Origin of the sequence: Streptomyces sp. NPDC059679 (assembly GCF_042734105.1) — a bacterium.
Taxonomy (GTDB): domain Bacteria; phylum Actinomycetota; class Actinomycetes; order Streptomycetales; family Streptomycetaceae; genus Streptomyces.
The window spans coordinates 1-20,209 of the sequence record NZ_JBHWES010000045.1; the positions used below are offsets into that span (position 1 = coordinate 1).

General features: G+C 71.6%; 19 protein-coding genes and 2 tRNA genes. 12 read left to right on the top strand and 9 right to left on the bottom strand.

The window, feature by feature from the left end:
• The 3 genes from ACFV2X_RS35500 to ACFV2X_RS35510 form a co-directional block, all read left to right on the top strand.
• Positions 1 to 1,107: AIM24 family protein (locus tag ACFV2X_RS35500; RefSeq protein ID WP_385624682.1), on the top strand; the 1,107-nt coding region annotated here is incomplete at its 5' end.
• Positions 1,108 to 1,117: 10 nt separating this feature from the next.
• Positions 1,118 to 1,801 carry an AIM24 family protein gene (locus ACFV2X_RS35505; protein WP_089504942.1) on the top strand — a complete coding sequence of 228 codons (684 nt, stop codon included), beginning with the start codon at positions 1,118 to 1,120 and terminating at the stop codon, positions 1,799 to 1,801.
• 17 nt (positions 1,802 to 1,818) lie between these two features.
• Complete coding sequence (locus ACFV2X_RS35510; protein WP_385624685.1) at positions 1,819 to 2,577, top strand: AIM24 family protein; 759 nt, start codon at positions 1,819 to 1,821, stop codon at positions 2,575 to 2,577.
• Positions 2,578 to 2,647: 70 nt separating this feature from the next.
• Here the strand turns inward: ACFV2X_RS35510 and ACFV2X_RS35515 are convergent, their stop codons facing one another.
• Both ACFV2X_RS35515 and ACFV2X_RS35520 read right to left on the bottom strand, forming a co-directional pair.
• Positions 2,648 to 3,175, bottom strand: coding sequence for an NUDIX hydrolase (locus tag ACFV2X_RS35515; RefSeq protein ID WP_385624688.1), 528 nt, complete (start codon positions 3,173 to 3,175; stop codon positions 2,648 to 2,650).
• Positions 3,172 to 4,629: a zinc-dependent metalloprotease gene (locus ACFV2X_RS35520; RefSeq protein ID WP_385624690.1), complete on the bottom strand. Its 1,458-nt coding sequence runs from the start codon at positions 4,627 to 4,629 to the stop codon at positions 3,172 to 3,174. The genes ACFV2X_RS35515 and ACFV2X_RS35520 overlap by 4 nt, the downstream gene beginning before the upstream one ends.
• 190 nt (positions 4,630 to 4,819) lie before the next feature.
• Here ACFV2X_RS35520 and ACFV2X_RS35525 point away from each other — a divergent pair, with 190 nt between their 5' ends.
• The 4 genes from ACFV2X_RS35525 (at position 4,820) to ACFV2X_RS35540 (ending at position 8,111) form a co-directional block, all read left to right on the top strand.
• Positions 4,820 to 5,929 (top strand): SDR family oxidoreductase, encoded by a 1,110-nt coding sequence (locus ACFV2X_RS35525; protein ID WP_385624693.1) that lies wholly within the window; start codon positions 4,820 to 4,822, stop codon positions 5,927 to 5,929.
• Positions 5,930 to 5,992: 63 nt separating this feature from the next.
• On the top strand, positions 5,993 to 6,451 hold the full coding sequence (locus tag ACFV2X_RS35530) for a molybdenum cofactor biosynthesis protein MoaE (protein WP_385624695.1): 459 nt from the start codon (positions 5,993 to 5,995) through the stop codon (positions 6,449 to 6,451).
• Between the two features lie 335 nt (positions 6,452 to 6,786).
• Complete coding sequence (locus ACFV2X_RS35535; RefSeq protein WP_385624696.1) at positions 6,787 to 6,957, top strand: hypothetical protein; 171 nt, start codon at positions 6,787 to 6,789, stop codon at positions 6,955 to 6,957.
• A gap of 65 nt (positions 6,958 to 7,022) precedes the next feature.
• Positions 7,023 to 8,111, top strand: a complete 1,089-nt coding sequence (locus tag ACFV2X_RS35540) for a PDZ domain-containing protein (protein ID WP_385624698.1) — start codon at positions 7,023 to 7,025, stop codon at positions 8,109 to 8,111.
• A gap of 108 nt (positions 8,112 to 8,219) precedes the next feature.
• Here the strand turns inward: ACFV2X_RS35540 and ACFV2X_RS35545 are convergent, their stop codons facing one another.
• Positions 8,220 to 8,786, bottom strand: coding sequence for a PPA1309 family protein (locus ACFV2X_RS35545; RefSeq protein ID WP_385624699.1), 567 nt, complete (start codon positions 8,784 to 8,786; stop codon positions 8,220 to 8,222).
• Positions 8,787 to 8,919: 133 nt separating this feature from the next.
• On the opposite strand from ACFV2X_RS35545, the gene ACFV2X_RS35550 reads away from it, so the two are divergent.
• The 4 genes from ACFV2X_RS35550 to ACFV2X_RS35565 all read left to right on the top strand — a co-directional run bounded on the left by ACFV2X_RS35550 (position 8,920) and on the right by ACFV2X_RS35565 (position 14,256).
• Positions 8,920 to 11,916 carry a UPF0182 family protein gene (locus ACFV2X_RS35550; protein ID WP_385624883.1) on the top strand — a complete coding sequence of 999 codons (2,997 nt, stop codon included), beginning with the start codon at positions 8,920 to 8,922 and terminating at the stop codon, positions 11,914 to 11,916.
• 75 nt (positions 11,917 to 11,991) lie between these two features.
• Positions 11,992 to 12,065: transfer RNA gene (locus tag ACFV2X_RS35555), tRNA-Met, on the top strand.
• Positions 12,066 to 12,248: 183 nt separating this feature from the next.
• Positions 12,249 to 14,054, top strand: a complete 1,806-nt coding sequence (locus ACFV2X_RS35560; protein WP_385624700.1) for a tetratricopeptide repeat protein — start codon at positions 12,249 to 12,251, stop codon at positions 14,052 to 14,054.
• 125 nt (positions 14,055 to 14,179) lie between these two features.
• Positions 14,180 to 14,256, top strand: a tRNA-Met gene (locus tag ACFV2X_RS35565).
• Positions 14,257 to 14,337: 81 nt separating this feature from the next.
• On the opposite strand, the gene ACFV2X_RS35570 is transcribed toward ACFV2X_RS35565, so the two are convergent.
• The 3 genes from ACFV2X_RS35570 to hisN all read right to left on the bottom strand — a co-directional run bounded on the left by ACFV2X_RS35570 (position 14,338) and on the right by hisN (position 16,529).
• Positions 14,338 to 14,754, bottom strand: a complete 417-nt coding sequence (locus ACFV2X_RS35570; RefSeq protein ID WP_385624703.1) for a Fur family transcriptional regulator — start codon at positions 14,752 to 14,754, stop codon at positions 14,338 to 14,340.
• 281 nt (positions 14,755 to 15,035) lie between these two features.
• A complete protein-coding gene (locus ACFV2X_RS35575; protein ID WP_385624886.1) occupies positions 15,036 to 15,437 on the bottom strand; it encodes a cyclic nucleotide-binding/CBS domain-containing protein in 402 nt (133 codons plus the stop codon).
• Between the two features lie 297 nt (positions 15,438 to 15,734).
• Positions 15,735 to 16,529, bottom strand: a complete 795-nt coding sequence (hisN, locus tag ACFV2X_RS35580; protein WP_385624705.1) for a histidinol-phosphatase — start codon at positions 16,527 to 16,529, stop codon at positions 15,735 to 15,737.
• A 156-nt stretch (positions 16,530 to 16,685) separates the two neighbouring features.
• On the opposite strand from hisN, the gene ACFV2X_RS35585 reads away from it, so the two are divergent.
• Complete coding sequence (locus ACFV2X_RS35585) at positions 16,686 to 17,309, top strand: TetR/AcrR family transcriptional regulator (RefSeq protein WP_385624708.1); 624 nt, start codon at positions 16,686 to 16,688, stop codon at positions 17,307 to 17,309.
• On the opposite strand, the gene ACFV2X_RS35590 is transcribed toward ACFV2X_RS35585, so the two are convergent.
• From ACFV2X_RS35590 to aroA, 3 genes are all read right to left on the bottom strand, one after another.
• Positions 17,306 to 17,629 (bottom strand): multidrug efflux SMR transporter, encoded by a 324-nt coding sequence (locus ACFV2X_RS35590; RefSeq protein ID WP_319687125.1) that lies wholly within the window; start codon positions 17,627 to 17,629, stop codon positions 17,306 to 17,308. The two genes, ACFV2X_RS35585 and ACFV2X_RS35590, sit on opposite strands and share 4 nt — an antisense overlap.
• A gap of 111 nt (positions 17,630 to 17,740) precedes the next feature.
• Positions 17,741 to 18,748: a ribosome small subunit-dependent GTPase A gene (rsgA, locus tag ACFV2X_RS35595; RefSeq protein ID WP_385624710.1), complete on the bottom strand. Its 1,008-nt coding sequence runs from the start codon at positions 18,746 to 18,748 to the stop codon at positions 17,741 to 17,743.
• A gap of 12 nt (positions 18,749 to 18,760) precedes the next feature.
• A complete protein-coding gene (gene aroA, locus ACFV2X_RS35600; protein WP_385624712.1) occupies positions 18,761 to 20,155 on the bottom strand; it encodes a 3-phosphoshikimate 1-carboxyvinyltransferase in 1,395 nt (464 codons plus the stop codon).
• Positions 20,156 to 20,209: the final 54 nt, after the last annotated feature.

A 20,209-nucleotide genomic window follows, 5' to 3' on the forward strand; every position in this document is an offset into this window, starting at 1 on the left:
GCCCCGGACTTCGGCCCGCCGCAGCCCGCGCCGCAGGCCCCGCAGCCCGCGCCCGCGCAGGGCTTCGCGCCGCCGCCCGGCAGTACGCCCCCTCCGTCGGCCCCCACCGCGCCCCAGGTGCACGCGGCGCCGACCATCGCCGCGCCGATCATGCCCCCCGGGCAGGTGCCGCCCCCAGGGCAGGTGCCGCCGCCCGGACAGGTGCCGCCTCCGGGCCAGCCCGCCCAGTTCCCCGGCCAGCAGCCGCAGTTCGGCCAGACCCCAGGCCAGGCGCCTCCCGCCCCGGCCCCGTACGGCCAGCCGGGCCAGCCCGCCCCGTATCCCGGCGCCCAGCCGGGCCAGCCGCCGATGAGCCCGTACGGCCAGCCGGGCCAGCCCGCCCCGTACCCCGGTGCCGCCCAGCCGGGCCAGCCCGGTCCGTACGGCCAGCCGCAAGGCGCCGCCGCACCCGGTGTCCAGGCGGCGCTCGCCAAGTACCGCGAGGCGCCCACCGGCCAGCGCTGGACGCCGCAGAACCCGCGGCTCATCCGGGCCGACCTCGGCGTCGGCGGTCAGCCGATCCTGGCCCGCCAGGGCACGATGGTGCTTTACCAGGGCAAGGTCGACTTCAGCTACAAGGGCGCCGGCTTCCGCGGCCGGATCGTCGGCAACGCGACCGGCCAGGAGATGCAGCTGATGCGCTGCTCCGGCCAGGGCCAGGTCTTCCTCGCGGAGAACGCCGCCGAACTTCACCCGATCGAGCTCCAGGGCGACGCCATCTGTGTGTCCGCCGAGAGCGTGCTCGCCTTCGACGAGGGGCTGCACCACGAGGTGCGCCGGATCGAGGGCCACGGAATCCCCGGCGGCGCGCTGTTCACCATGCAGTTCCAGGGCACCGGAACCGTCATCGTGAAGACCCTGGGCACGCCCGTCGTACTGCCGGTCACCCCCACGACCTTCGCCGACGCCAATGCCATCGTCGCCTGGTCCGCCGCCTCGCAGGTGATCATCTCCAGCCAGGTGCGGCTGCGCCGCAACGCCTACCCCGGCCACAGCGGGGAGACCGTGAACCTCCAGTTCCGCGGCGCGCCCGGCAACTTCATCGTCGTCCAGCCCTACGAGGTCTAAAGGGACCGCCATGGACCAGCAACTGATCACCGGTTACGCGCCGGCCCCGGTCTCCGCCCGGATGGAGAACCACGGCAGCAGCATGCTCAAGGTCGCCATGCAGAGCGGCCAGGACCTCTTCGCCCGCACCGGCTCGATGGTCGCCTACGAGGGCTTCGTCCAGTACGAGCCCAACCCGCCCGCGGTGCGCCAGATGGCCTCCCAGTGGCTCACCGGGGAGGGCGCCCCGCTCATGAAGTGCAGCGGCGACGGCCTGCTCTACCTCGCCGACTACGGCGCGGACGTCGTCTGCGTCAACCTCAACGGCGATTCGCTGTCGGTCAACGGGACCAATCTGCTCGCCTTCGACGCCCACCTCCAGTGGGGCGTCGAGCGGGTCAAGGGCATCGCCAAGTTCGCCGGGCAGGGCCTGTTCAACGTGGGCGTCTCCGGCACCGGCTGGGTCGCCCTGACCTCCCGGGGCACCCCCATCGTCGTCGACTGCGGCCGCGGCGAGGACGAGACGTACGTGGACCCGGACGCGCTCGTCGCCTGGTCCACCAACCTCAAGGTGAAGGGGAAGCGCAGCTTCAAGGCGTCGTCCCTGATCGGCCGGGGCAGCGGCGAGGCCTATCAGCTCGGCTTCTCCGGGCAGGGCTTCGTCGTCGTCCAGCCCAGCGAGGACAGCACTGACCGGCTCCGGGCGCGGGGCTGAGGGGGAGCGAAGACATCATGCAGAGCCCGCTTTTCGGCCTCACCGAGGCCCAGACCCAGGACCGCTACGCGCTGCAGAACCCGCAGCTGCTGCGGGTCACCCTCAGCGGCCACGAGGACGTACTGGCCCGCAAGGGCACCATGGTCGCCTACCAAGGGATGATCGAGTTCGACGGCGAATACCAGACGCAGGGGCAGCAGCGCGCCCGGGCCCGCACCGGGGAGGCGCTGGACCTGATGCGCTGCTCCGGGCAGGGCACGGTCTACCTGGCCAATCTGGCCCAGCACGTCCATGTCGTGGATGTGGACCACGAGGGGCTGACCGTCGACAGCTCCTATGTGCTCGCGCTCGACTCCACCCTGCACTGGGAGTCGATCGCGGTGGACAGCCAGTACGGCATCTCCGGCTCGGGGAAGTACAACCTCAACATCTCCGGCCGGGGCAAGGTGGCCCTGATGACCTCCGGCCAGCCGCTGATGATGCAGGTCACCCCCGACAAGTACGTCAACGTGGACGCGGACGCCATCGTCGCCTGGTCCACCTCGCTGCGGGTCCAGATGCAGGCGCAGACGCACTCCAGCGGGGTGTGGCGGCGCCGCGGCAACACGGGGGAGGGCTGGGAGCTCAGCTTCCTCGGCCAGGGCTATGCGCTGGTGCAGCCCAGCGAGCTGCTGCCACCGCAGAACGCGGTGATCGGCGGCGGGGCGGCCGCTCAGTTCGGCATGGGCCAGCAGGGCGCCCGCGGGCAGAACCAGGGCAACATCTTCAGCAACTGACGGCGGCGGCCGACGCCCCGGGCACGACGGCCCGGGGCGGCCCCGGGCGTACCGTACCCGCGCGCCTCCCTCACACCAGCGCGCGGGTACGGGTCACCAGGCGGCGCACCGACTCGTCGGCCACGCCCGCCACCTCGTCATAGCCGAACCAGCGCAGGTCCAGCGACTCCTCGCTGATCGCCGCCACCGCGTCCCGCGGGGCCAGCGCCGCGTACTGCACGTCGAGGTGCCAGGCGCACGGCGTCAGATGGCGGTCGAGGTTCACCGGGCCGGCCGGCAGCAGCGTCAGCCCCTCGATGCCCGACTCCTCGGTGGCCTCGCGCAGCGCCGCGTCCGCCAACGTGGTGTCCCCGGGCTCGCAGTGGCCGCCCATCTGGAGCCACATCTTCAGCTTGCGGTGGAGCGTCAGCAGAACGCGCCCCTGGGACGGGTCGATCACCAGCGCGCTGGCGGTGATGTGCCCGTCCTGGCACGCCTTCCACATCCCGTCCGGATACGCGGCCAGATGGTCGCCGTAATCCAGCCGCAGCCGCTCCTGCCCGTCGTCCGGCGCGGACCACTCGCGCAGCACCCGCGCCGCGTCCTCGTGCAGGCTCACCGGCCGCTGTCGCCCTTCCCGCCGTCTTCCCCGCTGTCCTTGTCGTCGTCCTTAAGGTCGCTGTCGTCGTCCTTACGGTCGCTCTTGGCGTCCTCTTCGCCGCCCGCGGCCTCGCCGAGCATCTTGTCCAGCTCGGAGAAGTCCAGCTGCTCGCGGTGGACGAAGCCGTCCGGGTCGTCCAGGTCCTCGGCCGTCGGCAGCATGTCGGGGTGGGCCCACAGCCCGTCGCGCCCGTCCAGGCCGCGGGCGTCGGTCAGCGAGGCCCACAGCCGCGAGGCGTCGCGCAGCCGGCGCGGCCGCAGCTCCAGGCCGATCAGCGTGGCGAAGGTCTGCTCGGCGGGGCCACCGCTCGCCCGGCGCCGCCGCAGCGTCTCGCGCAGGGCGTCGGCCGACGGCAGATGGGGCGCCGCGGCGGCGTGCACCACCGCGTCCACCCAGCCCTCGACCAGCGCCAGAGCGGTCTCCAGACGGGCCAGCGCGGCCTTCTGGGCCGGGGTGTCCTCCGGCTGGAACATGCCCTGCTGCAGGGCCTCCTGCAGCTGCTCGGGGTGGGTCGGGTCGAGCTGGCCGACCGCGTCCTCCAGCTTCGCGGTGTCGACCTTGATGCCCCGGGCGTACCCCTCGACCGCGCCGAACAGATGCGAGCGCAGCCACGGCACATGCGAGAACAGCCGCTGATGGGCGGCCTCGCGCAGCGCCAGGTACAGCCGGACCTCGTCCTCGGGGACGCCGAGGCCCGAGCCGAACGCCGCGATGTTGATCGGGAGCAGCGCCGCCTTGCCCACGGGCCCCAGCGGCAGCCCGATGTCCGTGGAGCCGACGACCTCGCCGGCCAGCACGCCCACCGCCTGCCCGATCTGGGTGCCGAACATCGCGCCGCCCATGGAGCGCATCATCCCGAGCAGCGGGCCCGCCATGGCCTGCATCTCCTCGGGGAGCACATCGCCCATGGCCGCGCCGACCCGCTCGGCGACCGGGTCCACCAGGTCCTTCCACACCGGCAGTGTGGCCTCGACCCACTCGGCGCGACTCCAGGCCACCGCGCTGCCCGAGCCCGAGGGCAGCGAGGTGACGCCGTCCAGCCACAGGTCGGCCAGGCGCAGGGCCTCCTGGACCGCCGCGCGCTCGGCCGGGCCGACGCTCGCGTCCTTGGTGCCGTCCGCGGTGCCGCGCGCCACCGTCTGCCGGGCGATGTCCTTGGCCATGTCCCAGTTCACCGGGCCGCCCTCATAGGACAGCATCTGGCCCAGCTGCTGGAAGGCCGCGCCCAGGTCGCCCGGGTTCAGCGACCCGAACATCGCGGCGAACGGGTTCTCCCCGCCGCCACCGCCCGCGCCGAACCCGAACGGATTCGCGGGGCCCTGACTGCCGCCGTGGCCGCCCTTCTGCTTGCCGTCGTCGCCGTCCTCCGGCTCCTCCGGCGGGAGGCCGAATCCGAATGGGGTGTCACTCACGGGTTCCCTCGGCTCGTAGGGCCGCCGGCCTGGCCGGCGGCGAATGCCCTTGCATCACCACCCAGCCTAGACACCTCGCCGGTTTGCGGGCTCAGTGCTTCGCTGATAGCGGGCCTGCGGCAGGATGGACGTCACCTGGTACGTATGCGTCAGTGCGCTGCGTACTGAAGACAACCGCTGGAGACGCCCGGTGAGTTCCCCAGACCGAGAAGTTCGCGCAGCGCGAAACGATCCGCCGCGCACCGCACGACGCCCTGTCGTCGCGGTCACCGGCGCCGCGTCGGGCGCCGGAGCCCTGCTCACGCAGAGGCTCGCCGAATCCGACGAGACCAAGCACGTCCTGGCCATCGACGAGCGCCGCGGCGATGTGACCGAGGCGCAGTGGCACGTCCTGGACGTGCGCGACCCGGCCATCGCCGACAAGCTGCGGGGCGTCGACGTCGTCGTCCACCTCGCCGTCGACCTCGACCTGGGCACCGACCCGGCCGCCCGTACGGCCTACAACGTGCGCGGCACCCAGACCGTCCTGACCGCCGCCGCGGCCGCCGGGGTGCGCCGCGTGGTGCTGTGCACCTCCGCGATGGTCTACGGGGCGCTGCCCGACAACGACGTGCCGCTCGCCGAGGACGCGGAGCTGCGCGCCACGGCGGAGGCCACCGGCGTCGGGGACCTGCTGGAGATCGAACGGCTCGCCCAGCGCGCCCCCAGGGCCCACCCCGGCCTGAACGTCACCGTCGTACGCCCGGCCATCCTGGTCGGCGGCACGGACACCGCGCTCACCCGCTACTTCGAGTCGCCGCGCCTCCTGGTGGTCGCCGGCTCCCGCCCCACCTGGCAGTTCTGCCATGTCGAGGACCTGGTCGGCGCGCTGGAGTACGCCGCCCTGGAGAAGGTCGAGGGCGAGCTGTCGGTCGGCTGTGACGGGTGGCTCGAACAGGAGGAGGTCGAGGAGCTGTCCGGCATCCGGCGCATGGAGCTGCCGTCGGCGGTCGCCCTGGGCGCTGCCTCCCGGCTGCACCGGCTGGGCCTGACCCCGTCCCCGGCGGGCGACCTGGCGTACACCATGCACCCCTGGGCGGTCAGCGGCAGCAGACTGCACGAGGCGGGCTGGCGCCCGCGATGGACGAACGAGGAGGTCCTTGCCGAGCTGCTGGAGGAGGTCTCCGGCCGCCGTACGGTCGCGGGGCGTCGGCTCGGCCGCAAGGACGCCACGACGCTGGGCGCCGCGGGGGCGACGGTGGCCCTGGTGGGCACCGCGGCGATCGTCCGCCGCGCCCGTAAGGCGCGCCGTAGGGCCTGAGCGGAAACGGGGTTCCGCCATCCGGCATTCCACGGAGTGAGCGCGTGGGGCACGATGGGGCGCATGGGACGTAGGTACGACCATCCGGGTGAGCTGGCGGCCGCCGATCCGATCCGCCTGCTCGCCATCCGTGACACCCCCCTGTCCGTCGACGAGGTGTTCGGGGCCGTCGGCGACCCCGCCGCGGGGGGCACCGCGCTGTTCGTCGGCACCGTGCGGGACCACGACGGAGGCACCGACGTGGGCGCCCTCGGCTATTCGGCCCACCCCACCGCCGAGGCGGAGCTGCGCCGGGTGGCCGAGAAGGTCGCGGCGGACTTCCCGGTGCGGGCGCTCGCCGCGGTGCACCGGGTCGGCGACCTCGCGGTCGGGGATCTGGCCGTGGTCGTGGCTGTGGCCTGCCCGCACCGCGCCGAGGCGTTCGCGGCCTGCCGCCGCCTGATCGACGACCTCAAGAGCGAGGTCCCCATCTGGAAGCACCAGACCTTCGCGGACGGTACAGAGGAATGGGTGGGCGCGTAGCGCCTCGTTGAGGGGTGGTGGTCGGGTGACGGGTGGGCGGGTGGGCGCGTAGCGCCTCGTTGAGGGGTGGTGGTCGGGTGACGGGTGGGCGGGTGGGCGCGTAGCGCCTCGTTGAGGGGTGGTGGTCGGGCGACGGGAGGGCGGGTGGGCGCGTAGGCGGGCGCATAGCACCTCGGGCGCCTGGCGCAAGGTGAGCGAGGCACGCCCGGGGGAGATGCCATGCGGACGGGTGTCCTCCGATTGCGTAACCCGCACCCTGCCCTGAGCGTTGAGCTGGCGGAGGATTAATCTGCTCATCTGTCAGTCGCGGTTGTGTCAGGGGACGGGAGGCCGCCGTGGGTGTGCTTCTGTGGTTGCTTATTCCGGTTCTCGCCGCGTTGGCCGCCGCGCTCTATACGGCATGGGCCTCGCGCACCCGTAAGACCGGGGATGTCGCCGAGCTGGCCGGGTACGCGCGGTTCCGTGCCGCGATGGAGCGCGCACATTCCGATTCGGATGCCGCCTAGCGGTCGTCGGCTCGTACGGACGGCCCGGGCGGTGGACTGACGGGCGTGTCCCGTACTGTCGTTCCATGCCACGCCGCACCGCGACGATGCTCGCTTCCCTTCTGATGTTGATCGCGCTGCTGTGCACGGGGGCGCTGCTTCCGGCGCCGTACGCGGAGATGTCGCCGGGCCCGACGTACAACACCCTGGGCTCGCACAAGGGCGAGTGCGTGCTGCAGATCTCCGGGCACAAGGGCTGTGCGACCACCGGCGGGCACCTGAACATGACGACGGTGAGCGTCACCGGCTCCGAGTACAAGATGAACCTCTTCGAGGCCGTCTACGGCTGGCTGGCCCACGACGACGTGGTGGTGCCGCACAGCACCCTCTACCCGGACGACAAGACGCCGGACGAGGTGAACCAGGAGAACGCCGAGGAGTTCACCCAGTCCCAGGAGGACGCCAAGGTGGCGGCGCTCAGGCAGTTGGGCAAGCGGGTCGACACCCACGTCATCGTGGGCGTCGTACAGCGGGACAAGCCGGCCCAGGGCCGGCTGCACGCGGGCGATGTGATCAAGGAGGTCGACGGCTCGGCGGTGCGCGCCCCGGAGGACGTCGCCAAGCTGATCACGAAGCACAAGCCCGGTGAGAAGGTGACCTTCTCGATCATCCCGGCCAAGGACGCGGCCTCCGCGGAGAAGAAGAACCAGGAAGCCACGGCCCGGAAGTCGGTCACCGTCACCACCGAGAAGGCGGAGGACGGCCGGGCCATCGTCGGCATCCAGGCCGGGGTCGACTACACCTTCCCGCTGAAGATCGACATCAAGCTGGCCGATGTGGGCGGGCCGAGCGCCGGGCTGATGTTCGCGCTGGGGATCGTGGACAAGCTGTCGGCGGGCGATCTGACCGGCGGGAAGTTCATCGCCGGCACGGGCACCATCGACGACAAGGGCACCGTCGGCCCGATCGGCGGGATCCAGCTGAAGACCATCGGGGCGCGGGATGCGGGCGCGGAGTACTTCCTCACGCCCCAGGAGAACTGCGCGGCGGCCGCGGCGGACAAGCCCGACGGCCTCACCCTGGTCAAGGTGCACACCCTCAAGGGGGCGATGAAGGCCCTGAAGCAGATCCGCGACGGGGACACCGCCGCGCTGCCCAAGTGCACCAAGAGCTGAACCGAGCGGAGAGCTGAACCGCACCAAGAGCTGAGCGGCGGCCCCCGCCCCGGCCACCCCGCGGAGGCGGGCCGGGGGCCCACAACGGTCACCCGACAAACACAGCCATCACTCGGCGAAGGTGGCGGACAGCGCCTCGGCAAGGCCCGGCACCAGGCCGGCGCCGGTGAGCACCTCGGTGGGCGAGTCCTTCTCGCGCAGCCGCACCGCCGCCTCGCGCCCCCCGTCCCGCAGCACCGCGACCGTCATACGGACCTCCTGGCGCTCCGGGTGCTTCGCGACCCACGCCGCCAGCTGCTTCTCGTTCAGGCCCTCGGGCATGGAGCCCTCGGCGGACGGCGGCAGCATCAGCCGCTCGACGGTCAGCGCGCAGCCGGCCACCGCGTCGGGCCAGGCGATGGTGGCCAGGAACTCGTCCAGGGGGGTGTTGGCGGGCAGCTCGTCCTGCTCGATGGGGGTGAGCGTGGCGGCGGGGGCGCTTTCGGCCTCCTCGTCGAGCCCGAGCTGAGCGGCGAGGCCCGGCTCCTGGGTGCGCAGCCGCGCGGTGTCGACGAGGGCGAAGAGACGGGCCGGGCGGTCCCAGCCGAGCCCGGCGGCGTACTCGTCGATTTCGAGGACGGCACGGGTCAGCGGATTGGCGGAGAGCGGCCCGGAGGCGGGGGGAACGTTCGACATGGGTCATATCGTGCCCTGATCGGACCCGGAAACGGGAACTGAGTAAAGCCTGAGTAAGTTGCTCCATTGGGTCCTACTGCCCGGACCCGCTCAGTCGACAGCGAACTTCGAGGTGCGCACCTTGGCTTTCCAGATGCCGGACCGCGGCGGAGGCCCGACAGGGCCGCGGATCAGAGTCGGCCGACCGTCCCGGCGAGTCCGGACCCTGCTCATGACCCTGGGTGTGCTGGCCGTGCTGGCCATGCTCTTCGTCATGTTCGCGGGGTACTGGACCGACTGGCTCTGGTATCGCTCGGTCCATTACTCCTCGGTCTTCACCACCACCCTGTGGACCAAGATCGGGCTGTTCTTCGTCTTCGGCTTCCTGATGGCCCTGGCCGTCGGGATCAACATCTGGCTGGCGCACCGGCTACGGCCGCCGCTGAGCGCGATGTCGCTGGAGCAGCAGAGCCTGGACCGTTACCGCATGGGTATCGCCCCCTACAAGAAGTGGGTGCTGCTGGCGGTCACCGTGCTGGTCGGGCTGATCGCGGGCGCGTCCGCGTCCGGTCAGTGGCGGACCTGGCTGCTGTGGGTCAACGGGGTGCCGTTCCACCAGTACGATCCGCAGTTCCACAAGGACGTGTCGTTCTACGCCTTCGATCTGCCCTGGTACCGCTTCCTGCTGAGCTTCGGCTTCGCGGCGACGGTGCTCTCGCTGGTCGCCGCCGCGCTGGTGCACTACCTCTACGGGGGGCTGCGCGTCACCAGCCCGGGCGCCCGCGCGACGGGCGCGGCCACCGGCCATCTGTCGGTGCTGCTGGGCATTTTCGTCTCCCTCAAGGCCGTGGCGTACTGGCTCGACCGGTACGGCCTGGCGGTGAAGTCGAGCGACTTCAAGGCGACGAGCAACTGGACGGGCCTGCGCTATGTGGACGCCCACGCCTATTTGCCCGCGAAGACGATCCTCTTCTGCATCGCGGCGATCTGCGCGGTGCTTTTCTTCGCGACGCTGTGGCGGCGCACCTGGCAGCTGCCGGTCATCGGCTTCGGCCTGATGGTGCTGTCGGCGATCCTGATCGGCGGGCTCTACCCGGCGATCGTGCAGAAGTTCCAGGTCCAGCCCAACGAGCAGGCCAAGGAAGCGCCGTACATCGAGAAGAACATCGAGGCCACGCGCAAGGCGTACGGCCTCGACGAATCCGAGGTGTCGCCCTACGAGGGCGAGGCGTCCAAGGACGCGGACCGCAAGCAGCTGCGCGCCGAGGCCGACAACACGGCGAGCCTGCGGCTGCTCGACCCGAATGTGGTGTCCCCGACCTTCCAGCAGCTTCAGAAGGTCAAGGACTACTACAGCTTCCCCCACACCTTGGACGTGGACCGCTACAAGACCCCGGACGGCAAGGAGCAGGACACCGTCATCGGTCTGCGCGAGCTGAACGCGGACGGTATCCCCGAGCACAACTGGATCAACGACCACTTCAAGTACACCCATGGGTACGGCGCGGTCGCGGCCAAGGGCACCACGACGTCCACGACACGGCGCGGCGCCCCGGACTTCATCGAGGACGACCTGCCCGCCAGGGGCCAGCTCCCGGATTACGAGCAGCGGATCTACTACGGCGAGAAGACCACCCAGTACTCGATCGTCGGCGGTCCGCAGAAGGAGCTGGACTACTCCAGCCGCGATGGTGAGAAGACCTACCGGTACCAGGGCGACAGCGGCGTCAAGCTGTCCAACCCGATCACCCGTGCCGCGTACGCGCTGACCTTCAGTGAGCCCCAGATCCTCTACTCCGGGGCCATAGGGGACGGTTCGCGGATCCTCTACAACCGCACGCCCAAGGAGCGCGTCGAGGCGGTCGCCCCGTGGCTGACCATCGACGGCGACGCCTATCCGGCGGTGGTCGACGGCCGGATCAAGTGGATAGTCGACGCCTACACGACGACGGACGGCTATCCGTACGCGTCCCGTACGACATTGGGCGACACGACCGCGGACTCGCTCAACGACCAGGACGGCGAGCGTTCGGTCGTCGCCCAGCAGAACAACGTCAACTACATCCGGAACTCGGTCAAGGCGACCGTCGACGCCTACGACGGCAAGGTCACGCTGTACGAGTGGGACACCAAGGACCCGGTGCTGAAGACCTGGAAGAAGGCGTTTCCGGGGACGGTCAAGCCGAAGAGCGCGATCAGCGACAGCCTGATGGAGCATCTGCGCTATCCGCAGGACCTGTTCAAGGTGCAGCGCGAACTGCTCACCCGCTACCACGTCACCAACCCGGTGACGTTCTACAGCGGCAGTGAGGTGTGGCAGGTGCCGGACGACCCGACCAACAAGGGCAACTCGGTGCCGCCGTACTACCTGAGCATGAAGATGCCGGACCAGAAGAAGCAGACGTTCTCCCTGACGACGACGCTCACCCCCAAGGGCCGGGACAACCTCGGCGCGTTCGTGGCGGTGGACGCGGACTCGGAGAGCGACAGCTACGGCAAGATCAGAATCCTGAAGCTGCCATCCGATACCGGTGTGCCAGGTCCACAGTTGGTGCAGGCCAACTTCAACTCCGATGACAAGATCGCCAATACGCTCAACATCCTCAAGAGAGGCGATTCGGAGATCGAGTACGGCAATCTGCTGACGGTCCCGCTCGGGGGCGGCCTGCTGTACGTCGAGCCGGTCTATCTGCGCGGCGCCAGTACCGACCTTCCGCTGTTGCGGCAGGTGCTGGTCAGCTACGGGAACAAGACCGCCCTCGAGAGCTCGCTCAGCAAGGCGCTGGACGTGGTCTTCGGCCAGAGCGAACCAACGGACTCCACGGACGACGGCCAGGACAACGGTGGCGGAGGCGGTGACGGTGGCGGCACGACCAAGCCACCGACAGATGACGCCACGGTCGCGCAGGCCCTGAAGGACGCCGCGGAGGCCTATCAGGACGCCCAGGACGCGCTCAAGAAGGACCCGCAGGACTGGACGGCCTACGGCAAGGCCCAGAAGGCCCTGAAGGACGCGCTGGACCGGGCCGCCAAGGCCGAGGCGGAGGCCGCCAAGAAGAAGGGCCAGAGCCAGGGCGCCGGGCAGCAGGACCAGAAGCAGAGTCAATCCGCCGACAAGGCCGACGACAAGGCCAGAAGAGAAGACACCTGAGGAAGCCCAGGCACCGCTCGGGCGAACACCCGAGCGGTGGCCACTCCGCGCCGTGGTAACGTAGAGGCACAACGACGCGGGGTGGAGCAGCTCGGTAGCTCGCTGGGCTCATAACCCAGAGGTCGCAGGTTCAAATCCTGTCCCCGCTACTGACAGACGAGGCCCGGATCCGAAAGGATCCGGGCCTCGTCGTGCGTCCACCGGGATGTCCACTCAAAGAATCGCGATACAAGCGTTTGGGTTGTCTCTCTGTGGGCATGTCGACAAAACGCTGAAGTGACCTCACCGGCTGCGGTATACCAAGGTGTACCCGGGTTGCAGGTGATGACACGATGGAATTTATGGGGGACAGGGTCAGTCTGTTGGAGACAGGGCGTTTTGCGCATCCGCACGACGGTGCCGAGGACGAGGAGGAGACCCGGCACCGCCGGGCCGCCGAGTCCGGCGACGTCGGGTCGATGAGCGCCCTGGGCTCGCTGCTGCTGCGCCGCGGCGACCTCGACGGCGCCGAGCCGCAGCTACGCGCGGCCACCGCGGCGGGCGACCGCGCCGCGGCCAACAACCTCGGCGTCCTCCTGCACCAGCGCGGCTACGCCGACGAGGCGGCCGGCTGGTGGCGCATCGCCGCCGTCGCCGGGTCCGCCGCCGCGGCCCACGCCCTCGGCCGCCACCACCGCGAGCGCGGGGACGAGCCCGCCGCCGAGTACTGGCTGCGCCAGTCCGCCGAGTCGGGGCATGCCCTGGGCGCGTACGCCCTCGCCGACCTGCTCGAGCACCGCAGCGACATCGGCGCCGAGCGCTGGTTCCGGTCCGCCGCCGAGCGCGGCCACCGCGAGGCCTCGTACCGGCTCGCCCGCATCCTCGACAAGCGCGAGGACGAGGCCGCCAGAGGGCGCGCCGGTCCCGGCGCCGAGTCGGAGGCCGAGAAGTGGTACCGGCAGGCCGCCGCGCGCGGCCACCGCCGGGCCGCCCTCCACCTCGGCACGCTCCTGGAGAAGCGCGGCGAGATCAAAGAGGCCGGCCGCTGGTATCTGACGGCCGCCAAGGACGGCGAGGCCCGCGCCGCCTGTGCGCTCGGCTTCCTGCTGCGCGACGCGGGCGACACCGACAGCGCCGCGGTCTGGTGGCACCGCGCCGCCCAGGACGGCGACGGCAACGCGGCCAACGCGCTGGGCGCCCTGCACGCCGACCGCGGCGAGACCCAGACCGCCGAGCGCTGGTACCGCAGCGCCCTCGACGCCGGGGACATCAACGGCGCATACAACCTGGGGCTGCTCTGCGCCGAGCAGGGCCGCACCGCGCAGGCCGAGCAGTGGTACCGCCGCGCCGCCTACGCCGGGCACCGCGAGGCCGCCAACGCCGTGGCCGTCATGCTGCTGCAGCGCGGCGACGCGGCCGGCGCCGAGCCGTGGTTCTCCAAGGCCGCCGAGGCCGGCAGCGTGGACGCCGCGTTCAACCTGGGCATCCTGCACGCCGGGCGGGGCGAGGAGCGGGCCGCCCAGCAGTGGTACGAGCGGGCCGCCGCCGCCGGGCACACCGACGCCGCGCTCCAGGTCGGCATCGCGCTGCTGCGGGAGGGCGACGGCCGCGAGGCCGAGCGCCATCTGCGCTGCGCCGCCGGGGGCGGCAGCGCGGAGGCCGCCTTCCGGCTGGGCGCGCTGCTGGACCGGCCGTCCGCCGACGGGGACGCGCCGCGCGGGTCCCTGGGGCGCGCCGAGCGCCCCGAGATGGAGCCGGCCGTGCCCGAGTACGAGGAGTGGTACGAGCGCGCCGCCCGCCAGGGCCACCGGCGCGCCCAGGTGCGCATGGGCATGCTCGCGGCGGCCCGGGGCGATGTGGTGGAGGCCGCCCGCTGGTACCGCGAGGCCGCCGAGGCGGGCAGCAGCAACGGCGCCTTCAACCTGGGTCTGCTGCTCGCCCGCGAGGGCAGCGAGCCGGAGGCCGCCCTGTGGTGGACCCGCGCCGCCGAGGCCGGCCACGGACGCGCCGCGCTGCGCCTGGCCCTGCTCTCGGCCCGCCGCGGCGCCCTGTCCGAGGGCCAGCGCTGGTGCGCCCGCGCGGTCGAGCTGGGCCCGGCGGAGGTGGCCGAGCGCGCGGCCCGGCTGCGGGACGCCCTGCAGCAGGAGCTCACGGCGTAGCTCCGGCGCATACGCGATACGCGCAGCTCCGCCGCGGAGACGTGGGCGGCGTCGCCCTCCCTGCGCCCCCTCTCCCCTCGATTTGCCCCAGCCGTCGCCGTGTGGTTACCATTGCGTCACATCGACGCGGGGTGGAGCAGCTCGGTAGCTCGCTGGGCTCATAACCCAGAGGTCGCAGGTTCAAATCCTGTCCCCGCTACCAAGGCGAAGGGCCCGGATCCACAAGGATCCGGGCCCTTCGTGTTGCGCCCGCGCGCCCCGGACGGGGCGGCCGCCCGAGGGCTCAGGCGGCCGCGCAGTCGGGGCAGAGTCCGCGGTAGGTGACCTCGACCTCCGAGACCGCGAAGCCGAAGCGCTCCTCCGCCGGGAGGTCGGCCAGCGGGTTGCCGGAGGGGTGGACATCGCGGATGGTGCCGCACCGCGCGCAGATCAGGTGCTGATGCGCGTGGTGGGCGTTCGGGTCGTAGCGCTTGGCCCGGCCGTCCGTGCTGACCTCGAGCACCTCGCCGAGCGAGACCAGCTCCCCGAGGGTGTTGTACACGGTCGCGCGCGAGATCTCCGGCAGACGGGCGGCCGCGAGGGCGTGCACCTCATCGGCGGTGTAGTGCACATGGTCCCCGTCGAGGACCTCGGCGACGACACGTCGCTGGGCAGTCAGTCGCCAGCCGCGTCCCCGGAGCCGTTCCAGCAGGTCACTCATGCCATTCACCTATCAGTCAGATAAGGCAAGAGTAGCAGCGGACCGGTCCATGACCAGACCTCGTATCACTCTCCAGTAGTTCTTGACTTAGACATTGTCCAATATGGGATCCGTTTTCGCCGAGGTCGAGCAGTCGATCTTCTCGTCCATTCCAGGCCCTGCGCGGCTGACGGACGCTTGCCGTACCGGCCCGAAGAGGCCGGATGCCGAAAGGCTCCGGCCTCTTCGGGCGCCCGGGGCCGAGGGCATCTCGCCTCCTCGCGCGCCCCGTTGCCCGGCTCTTACCCGGCCATCGCGGGCGCCGGCCGACGTGCGCCGGTCCAGCAGCGGATGATGTCGCGTACCGACACCACGCCCACCGGATCGCCCGACTCCAGGACGATCAGATGGCGGAAGCCACCGTGGGACATCGCGCGCGCCGCCTCGTCGAGCGTCCACTGAGGGGCGGCGAAGACGACGTCGGAGGTGGTGTGGGCATGGGCCCGCTCACGGTCCGGGTCCTGGCCCGCGCCCAGTGAGTTGAGGACGTCGCGCTCGGTCAGGATGCCGAGCCCGCTGGTATCGGGGTCCAGCACGATCGCCGAGCCGACGCGTCGGTCGGACATCAGCCGGGCGGCTTGGCGCAGGGTGTGGGCGGGGCCGATGGTGAGGACCACCGAACTCATGGCGTCGCGGACGAGCATGGGCGGGGACATGGTCGTGCCACCTCCTTGGCGAATCCTTACTGCGGGGGCCGCGCGCACTGCGGAACGGCGTGCGCCGCGGAAACTGCGTGCAATGCGGGACCGCGTGCATTGCGAACACCGCGGCGCCGCGCGGCGCCGCGCGACAGTACACGGCTGCACAAGTTCACAAGCGCGCGGATTCACATGTTCACATGGGGGCGCGGACGCCTACAAGAGGCGTGCGGAAGCCGATCTACCGCCTTACGCGCCCCCGTACCCCCTGATGCATGAGCCGGTCCGGGGACCGGACGGGCCCTAGCCGCCCAGGTAGCTCAGCAGTTCGCCGTGCAGCAGCCCGTTCGACGCCGCCGCGTTCCCGCTGAGCGGCCCCGGCACCCCGTCGAGCCCGGTGAAGCGGCCGCCCGCCTCCTGGACGATGATCGCGTTCGCAGCCATGTCCCACAGCGACAGTTCGGGCTCGGCACAGATGTCCACCGACCCCTCGGCGACCATCATGTACGGCCAGAAGTCGCCGTAGCCGCGCGTCCGCCAGCAGGCCCGGGTCAGATCGAGGAAACGGTTCAGCCTGCCGCGCTCCTCCCAGCCGCTGAGCGAGGCGTACCCGAACGACGCGTCCTCCAGCCGCGCCACCTGCGACACCGCCAGCCGGCTCGCGGACGACAGGCTCCGGCCGGTGTACGCCCCCAGCCCCTCGGCCGCCCACCAGCGGCGGCCGAGCGCCGGTGCCGACACCACCCCGACGACCGGCCGGTCGCCGCCCTTGCCGCGCTCCATGAGCGCGATCAGCGTGGCCCAGACCGGCACCCCGCGCACATAGTTCTTGGTGCCGTCGATCGGGTCCACGACCCAGCGGCGCGGACCGCTGCCCTCGCTGCCGAACTCCTCGCCCAGGACGGCGTCCCGCGGCCGGGCGCGCTGGAGCGAGGTGCGGATCAGCTCCTCGGCCGCCTTGTCGGCTTCGCTGACCGGCGTCATATCGGGTTTCGTCTCGACCTTGAGGTCGAGGGCCTTGAATCGCTCCATGGTGGTGGCGTCGGCCGCATCGGCGAGTACATGGGCGAGGCGCAGGTCATCGTGGTAGTCGGGCATGGCCGAACAGTATCGACACGGAATCGGCCGATCCACACGACCACGGCCGGACGGGGGCGCCGGGGGCGTACGCCGTGGCTATTGACACTACCTGGCGGTGCGTCAATTCTGTCCGCACGTGCCGCTGAATAGGGACGCATGGCCTGGGAGGCGACGATGCCCGCAGCACGTGAATCCTTACTCGACGCGGCCTTCACCGCGCTCGCCGACCGCCCCTGGGCGGTGGTCCGCATGGTCGATGTGGCCGTGGCGGCCGGAGTCTCGCGGCAGACGCTCTACAACGAGTTCGGCAGCAAGGACGGTCTCGCGCGCGCTCTGGTGCGCCGCGAGGCCGAGGCGTATCTGATCGGGGTGGAGCGGGCGCTGTCCGGAGCGACCGGTGCCGCAGGCCCGAACGAGCGGCTGGTGGCCGCGGCGGGCTGGACCGTACGGGCGGCGGCCGCGAACCCCCTGGTGCGGGCGGTGCTCACCGGCTGCTGGAGCGAACGGCTGCCCTCGCCCGTACGCCTGGGAAGCCCAGGAACCCTTTCGCGGCGCCCTGGCATCCCGGATCCGCTGCCCTCGCCCGTCGATCTCCTGGCGCAGATCCGGGACCGGGCGGTGCGCCTGCTGGCCGGGGAGTGGCCGCGGGGCGGGGCGGCGGATCTGGGTCAGGCCTGCGAGACGGCCGCGCGCCTGGCGCTGTCGTACGTGGTCGCGCCCGTGTCCGAGCCTGTGTCCGAGGAGGAGGTGGAGGGCCTGGTGCGCGGGGCGTTGGCCCAGGGCCCTGGTCGTGCCTAGTGCGCCGAGCCGGAGAGCTGGAGCCCGATCACGCCGACGATCACCAGCGAGATGGAGATGAGCTTGAGCGTGGAGACCAGGTCGCCGAGGAAGACCATGCCGTAGATCGCGGTCCCGGCCGCCCCGATGCCCGTCCACACCGCGTACGCCGGGCCCACGTCCAGCTTCTTCAGAGAGAGCGTCAGCAGGCCGAAGCTGCCCAGCGCGAAGGCGCAGAAGGCGATGGTGGGCCAGAGTCGGGTGAAACCGTGCGAGAGCTTGAGGCAGACGGCGAAGCCCGTTTCGAGTAGCCCGGCGACCACGACCAGCAGCCACGCCATACAAGTCCTCCCGTGCCGGTGTCGGCTGCTTCCGCCTCGCTCGTGTGATTATCCATTTACCGCACGTGGCGGGTGGCAAACGTCACCGTCGGCGGGCGGGTCGGTCGCGGGTCAGTCACCCTCTCGCCGCTCCCGCGTGGCCAGCAGCCGCCGCAGGGAGTAGAGCCGGGCCGGATCGGCGTGGCCGTCGGCGACCCACTGGTCCAGCGCGCAGTCCGGCTCGTCGTGGCTGCAGGCGCGCGGGCAGCCCTCGGTGCCCGGCTCCAGGTCAGGGAAGGCGTGGATGACCCGCGCGGGGTCCACATGGTGCAGTCCGAAGGACCGTACGCCCGGGGTGTCGATCACCCAGCCGTCGCCGTCGGGCAGCGGCAGCGCGAGTGCGGAGGTGGTGGTGTGGCGGCCGCGGCCGGTGACCGCGTTGACCCGGCCCGTGGCCCGTTTGCGCTCCGGCACCAGGGCGTTGACCAGGGTCGTCTTGCCGACGCCCGAGTGCCCGACGAAGACCGTGACCTGGTCCGCGAGACGTTCGCGCACCCGGTCGGCCGCGCCGCCGTCGGTCAACTCCTCGCGGTTGGTGACGACATAGGGGACGCCCAGCGGCTCGTAGGTCTCCAGCATGGGGGCCGCCGGGGCCAGGTCGGACTTGGTGAGGACCAGCAGCGGGGAGAGACCGGCATCGAAGGCGGCGACCAGACAGCGGTCGATCAGCCGCGGGCGCGGCTCGGGGTCGGCGAGCGCGGTGACGATGGCCAGTTGGTCGGCATTGGCGACGACCACCCGCTCGAACGGGTCGTCGTCATCCGCGGTACGGCGCAGCACCGACGAGCGCTCCTCGACCCGTACGATCCGCGCGAGGGTGTCCTTATCGCCCGACAGATCCCCGACCACCGCGACCCGGTCCCCGACCACCACGCCCTTGCGGCCCAGTTCGCGGGCCTTCATGGCGATGATCGTGCGCTCCTCGACCAGGACCGTCAGCCGGCCGCGGTCGACGGTCAGCACAAAGCCTTCGGCGGCGTCCTCGTGCTTGGGGCGGATGCTGGTGCGAGGGCGGTTGCCCTTGCGGTTGGGGCGGACCCGGACGTCGTCCTCGTCGGTGTGCTTGCCGTAGCGGCGCATGGCGGCGGCGCCTCAGGCTCTCCGCGCGGGGGCCGTCGCCGCGTCGAGCATGCCGGTCCACAGCCCGGGGAAGTCGGGCAGGGTCTTGGCCGTGGTGGCCACGTTCTCGATCTGTACGCCCTCGACGACCAGGCCGATGACCGCGCCCGCGGTGGCCAGCCGGTGGTCCTCGTAGGTGTGGAAGACCCCGCCGTGCAGCGGGCGGGGGCGGATCCGCAGCCCGTCGGCGGTCTCGGTGACATCGCCGCCGAGCTCGTTGATCTCCTTGGCCAGGGCCGCGAGCCGGTCGGTCTCGTGCAGCCGCAGATGCGCGATGCCGTGCAGCGAGGACTCGGAGTCGGCCAGCGCCGCCACCGCAGCGATCACCGGGGTGAGCTCGCCCACCTCGTGCAGATCGGCGTCGATGCCGGTGATCCGGCCGGTGCCGGTGAAGGTCAGACCGGCGTCGGTGAGCTCGCAGGTCCCGCCCATGTCGGTGAAGATCCGGCGCAGCGAGTCGCCGGGCTGGGTGGTGCGCTCCGGCCAGTCCGGGATCGTCACCCGGCCCCCGGTGACCAGCGCGGCCGCCAGGAACGGCGCCGCGTTGGACAGGTCGGGCTCGACCACCAGGTCGCGGCCCAGCAGGGCGCTGGGCGACACCCGCCATACGTTCGGCTCGCCGCCCGCCTCCGGGGCGTCCACGGCCGCGCCCGCGGCCCGCAGCATGTCGACGGTCATCCGGATGTGCGGCAGCGAGGGCAGCGCGGCGCCCACATGGCGCACCTCGACGCCCTGGTTGAAGCGCGGCGCGGACAGCAGCAGCGCGCTGACGAACTGCGACGAGGACGAGGCGTCGACGCGCACCGGGCCGCCGTCCAGCGCCCCGCCGCCGTGCACGGTCATCGGCAGTGAACCGCGGCCGTCGTCGTCGATCCGGGCGCCGAGCGTGCGCAGCGCGTCGATCACCCCGTGCAGCGGACGCTCGTGCGAGCGCTTGTCGCCGTCGAACCGCACCGGGCCGTCGGCCAGCGCCGCGACCGGCGGCAGGAAGCGCATCACCGTGCCGGCGTTGCCGACGTCGACCGTGGCCGGGCCGTGCAGGCCCGCCGGGATGACCCGCCATGCCTCGCCGCCGCCCGCGGAGCCCGGCGCGCCGTGGGAGCCCTGGGCGCCGGGGGAGTGGTCGGGCACCGTTTCCTCGATGCCCACGCCCAGGGCGCGCAGTGCCTCGGCCATCAGAAGGGTGTCGCGGGAGCGCAGCGGGCGGCGCAGCCAGCCCGGCTCGGCGGCGAGCGCGGCCAGGATCAGGCCGCGGTTGGTGACCGACTTCGATCCGGGCACGGTGACGGTCGCGTCGACCGCTCCGTCGGCGAGCGGAGCGGGCCAGAGGGCGGTGTGCGCGCCCGAGGGGGTCTCAATGCCGGTCATGGCTCTCACTTTAGTGGCTCGCCGAGAGTGAGATTCTTGATCAAAAACGGCGAA